This window comes from Mesorhizobium sp. M7A.F.Ca.MR.148.00.0.0 (assembly GCF_003997735.1).
GTDB lineage: Bacteria > Pseudomonadota > Alphaproteobacteria > Rhizobiales > Rhizobiaceae > Mesorhizobium.
Genome location: NZ_RZTB01000209.1, coordinates 1 through 4,313, shown reverse-complemented (window position 1 = coordinate 4,313; position 4,313 = coordinate 1). Strand labels below are relative to the sequence as shown.

Here is a 4,313-nt window from a genome sequence, read left to right as displayed (position 1 = left end):
GCCGTGCAATCAACTGCTCCCAGCCACTATAGCGCTCGCCGTTGCCGTTGCTGATGACGAAGTCGATATCGGGTTCGGAGGGGCCCGATCCGTTCACCGCATCGCGCAGGGCCCCGAGCAAGGCGCGACCCTGGCTGTAACGTTCGGAGAGAACACTGTCTTGCTCCTGGGCCAACCCCACGCCATGGATTGCCGCATGGACGCGTGCCTTCCCTTCCGGATTTTGGGTCAGGCGGACAAAGGCTGCTGCCTCGCCCGGAACCAGGCCTTGTGCGTTGTCTGTTCCCTTGAGGCGCCCCGCGCGCCCCAGCCGAGCGAAATCCGTGTCATTGACGAGGCTGTCGACCCCACCGAGCAGAACCTGTTCGACGCCCTCCTGTTCCATCAACTCCAGCGCACGCTCCAGCAGCCCGATGCTTGCGGCAGCGCCCCCGTCGACCGCCCGCGAAGCGGCATGGAATTTCTGGCCGGTCGCCATGATGACCGCCGCGAGGAAGTCCGCCGGCGCAATGTCTCCGTGGGCCGGATGATTACGAAAGCTTTCGGGCGGAGTGAGCAGGAGTCGCGGTCGTAGTAGACGCATTGGATCTGGTTTGCATCGCCTCGCCGATGGCTCGGGCCGCCATATTGACGAGCCATTGGCCTTGGGTACGGCGCAACTGATAATGGGTCGGAATGTGCGCGACGACCTGAACCGCGCCAAAGGGCTCTGGCAGAGTCCTTTCCTCAAACGCCGAAAGGCTCGCTCGGATCGCCGCGATAGTCTGCCGGGCGTTCAGCCCAGCGGAAGTCACCGCTCCGGCGCCGGCCACGTAGAGCGGCCGCTTCATGGTCGCCACACCGGCTTGTCGCGCAGAGATCCATCGCCACCCCGTGGAGAAAAATATTCTTTGCGCTTACGCAGTGCAACAAGAAGCGCAGGCGTGACATGGCCGAAGACGATCTCCCGCAACGCAGGGGCATTGCGCCGCGCGACGAAAGAAAGACGGGCTTTCAGGGTGACACGCCAGAGATCGGGCTCGATGATTATTGTGTCTGGGTGGAAAGCATATTCCTCCATTCGATCATCAAAAATAAGCCTGATGGGCGCGACGACGCTGGGCAAGCGGAAACTCCAGCGGCCGTTAGGCGTAAGGCCCAGCAACGTTACTTCATCGCGACCTGTCAATTGCGAAATTTGCTGGTCTGCAGGCGCACAGAGATGATGGCGTGGATCGAAATCCTTTGGTGGCAGCGGCCACTGCGTGTCGATCCAAGCCTGATCATAGGTGCCGGCGTAACGGCTACGTGGTTGCCAGCCACGGGCGATTGCACCAAAGCCGGCGGGCGTCGGCCGATCGGAAGGACTCAAGAAAGGCTCGCCGGGATAGGTGATGTTAGGTGCTTGGGTCTTCACCGCGGAATCTGCCGAAGCGGCATGATGAAAGCCAACGCCAACCGGGTTGCGCTGATCTGTTCTGCCGTCCGGTGTAGTGCCGCCGTAGGCGCGCTCGTAGACGATCGGCATGGTACTGAACGGATGCGGCGTGCTGTAATTGCCTGCGTCATAGATACGATCGCCAGCAATATTGAGCACCTTTCGGACGTTGCCCACCTTGAGCCCAACTTGCATTTCGCGTGTCGGCTTGCCGTTTGGTGCGTAGGCAGTGCCGTTGGCTATTATTTCTGTTGCGGGTTTAATCGGTGCTATGTCGGCGTCGTAGCGAGTCGACGAGAATCCTGGCTCGCCAAAGGGCACAGCGCCAAAAATGACCGGCAGTTGCTCTTCAGCCGGCCTTATATCCGGCGTAGCCTGCGGCGCCTCAAAACTCGCCGAGAACATCGCGACCAGAACCTCCTGCCCCTCGGCGTTCGGCTGAACGTGCGTCGCAGCGGCGAAGGGCGTTCGGTTCTCGACCCAGACAGCAAAGACCATTGTTCAGCACCAGTGGCCGTTCTCGTCGATGCCTATTGGCCAGTAAGGCATACAGGCGATGAGCCGGACGAGTTCGGTCTCGTTGGCGTCGATCAGCCATTGCAGCAAGAACTTATCGGGAGCGACGCGTTCGCCCGGCTGCAGAGTCTCGTTGATGGTCTCCAAGGAAAGCCAGAATTTCCTCACAACCCAAACGACGTATGGGCTTGACGCGGCGCCGGCTACTCGTCTGTTGAATGCTTCCTGTATTGCGTCTTCGCGGCTCTCGTCGGGCGCCTGTCGGTTGTCGATAATGGCCTCCCACCAGGGAACGGCAATATCGAAAGCCTGTTGCAGATAGATGCGGTACTGCTTGAACAGGTCGGCATGAGCGGCACTGGATTGATCGAGCCCAACTGGATCACCATAACGACCCGCAGGATAGTAATTTTTGACCTGCGCCATCAAGCGCCTGACGCCAAGATCGGTGCTGTAGAGCGTTATGAGCGGCATCAGACCACTTCTTCCTCGTCATCAATGCCAACCGGAATGAAACATAGGCCATCGACGAGATCTTTCAGATCTGGCGCGATGGCGGCAATGTCGAAAATCAACCAATCCAACGGACGTTCGCTAAGTTGGTCCTCCCCGTGATCGTCAGTTCCCCATTGCTCGCTCTGTTTCTGGGCGGGTGGGGTTTCTTCAACGGAATTATTGCTGGCTTCAATCTGGAGGTAGTATTTTCGGAACACCGCCAGAACGCGCGGGTGACCAGCCGGTCCCGTTGGCCATCGCCTCCAGGCGATCTCCGGGCTAAGCTCCGTCTGCACGCCATCCCACCAATCTTGCAACCACGGAAGTATGTTGCGAAGCTCGTTGACATACTGGTCGCGAATTTCCTTGGCTTCGGTCATCTATGACACCCTCAGATCGCACTGGGCACGGTTTGGATAAAGTTCTTCGCATACTTGGCCGCAGGACTCCCTTGCGACATGTAGCAACTTTTGCAATGCGGCTTGACCGATTCCGCCGTGCTGAAATGCTCCTTAAAAGCTTCCGGGCTCGGTTGCATATTGCAACCTCCCATTTCCCAAGCAATCGCCAGCGGCGGCTGATGGTCATGCGTCATATAATTCTTCAGTTCCCAATCACCTTTGGAGTTTACGCTCCATTCCTTCTTGATTTTACCGGGTTTCCACTGAGTGGCCTTTGGCTTGCACTGCCAGCACGGCTTTCCATTCACCGCGTCGCGCTGCTCAGCCTTTCGAGAAGGCCGACATGCGTCCGAATAAGGTTTGTCGCACTTCGTGCCTTTTTCCCAAGCAGACAGCTTTTTCAGGAATTTGTTGAACGCGGCCGAGTCAATGCAGTTGAGCGGGTTGCTCGCCTCGTTCTGCCCCATCATGTCGCCATGACGACCGACCCCCTTTCCTTCCACCTTGACGACAAATGACCAGAGCTGGAAGACTCCCTTGCCCTTGGTCTGGTGGGTTATTACCCCGCCGCCCTGTGTGCCCGCCTCGTTACCTGTGCTCGTGGATATTTCGGATGCATTCTCGAGCGCTGTGGGATTGCCGCCGTCGAATTTGACGCTTTTGCTACCCTTAGTGAGGTCACTCGAAGAGAGCATGTTCACATAAGGAACAGGAACCGGCCCGGTCGGTGGCGGTGGCGGGCTGAGACAAACATCGCCAGGTGCGATGCCCTTGCCGTCACTACCCTTGTGAAAAAATCCCATTGCCTCGGCGTATACGGTGAGACCCATCTCTTAGAGGCCCTCCTTCTCAAGTCGCAGGCTTCGCATCGCCGGCAAGCCGTTCGTCGCAAGATCATGGATGTCGGCAAAGCTGAACTCGTTCACCTCCCAATCGTCGCACCAGAAGGCGATCATCTGCGTGTCATTTTGCGAGATCGGCGGAGCACGAGCCGCGAGCTTTTCGCTCATTCTTGCCATCGTCCAGGAATCCTCGACAACGCCCTTGATAAAACCCGCGACCGCATCGAACCACGGATCGCCGAGGTCTGGCGGGGCCCCAAGCCGGACGATGGCGAACGGATAACGGCGGCCGACGCGATCCTCGCTCATGCGCCAGACGCCGGCACAGGGCTGGTCGCCGAAAATGCCGCCCTTGACGATGAAGCGCCAGACACGCGAATCCAATTCCCCCTCGTCTGGCCTCTCGCGCAGTTCCTTCGACATCCACCGGTCCCAGCGGTCGATGAACGCTCGCGGCAAGTTCGCGGCGACAAAATCTCCGGTCGCCGGAATCTTGCCGAAGAAGCCGGTGCTCATATCTGCGGCGGACATGAGAATTTCTTGAACATTTGCAGGTTGTAGGGGTTTTCGACGCTGGCGGCCTTGAGCTCGAAATCGGCGTACATACCTTTCGTCCCCAGGCGCAGGCTGTAGACATCGGAC

6 protein-coding genes are annotated in these 4,313 nt (G+C 58.7%); all 6 read right to left on the bottom strand.

Features of this window, described 5'->3' with window-relative positions; all coding sequences use genetic code 11:
- Window positions 1-478, bottom strand: a 478-nt coding sequence (locus tag EOB49_RS36695) for a hypothetical protein (RefSeq protein ID WP_164781898.1), incomplete at its 3' end; no start/stop codon positions are given.
- Window positions 479-826: 348 nt separating this feature from the next.
- Window positions 827-1,915 carry a DUF2169 domain-containing protein gene (locus EOB49_RS32835; RefSeq protein WP_127383410.1) on the bottom strand — a complete coding sequence of 363 codons (1,089 nt, stop codon included), beginning with the start codon at window positions 1,913-1,915 and terminating at the stop codon, window positions 827-829.
- Window positions 1,916-1,918: 3 nt separating this feature from the next.
- A complete protein-coding gene (locus EOB49_RS32830; RefSeq protein ID WP_127383409.1) occupies window positions 1,919-2,407 on the bottom strand; it encodes a hypothetical protein in 489 nt (162 codons plus the stop codon).
- Complete coding sequence (locus tag EOB49_RS32825) at window positions 2,407-2,808, bottom strand: hypothetical protein (protein ID WP_127383408.1); 402 nt, start codon at window positions 2,806-2,808, stop codon at window positions 2,407-2,409. The genes EOB49_RS32830 and EOB49_RS32825 overlap by 1 nt, the downstream gene beginning before the upstream one ends.
- Window positions 2,809-2,819: 11 nt before the next feature.
- On the bottom strand, window positions 2,820-3,659 hold the full coding sequence (locus EOB49_RS32820; protein ID WP_127383407.1) for a DUF4150 domain-containing protein: 840 nt from the start codon (window positions 3,657-3,659) through the stop codon (window positions 2,820-2,822).
- 3 nt (window positions 3,660-3,662) lie between these two features.
- Window positions 3,663-4,202, bottom strand: coding sequence for a type VI secretion system-associated protein TagF (tagF, locus tag EOB49_RS32815; protein ID WP_127383406.1), 540 nt, complete (start codon window positions 4,200-4,202; stop codon window positions 3,663-3,665).
- Between the last annotated feature and the right edge of the window lie 111 nt (window positions 4,203-4,313).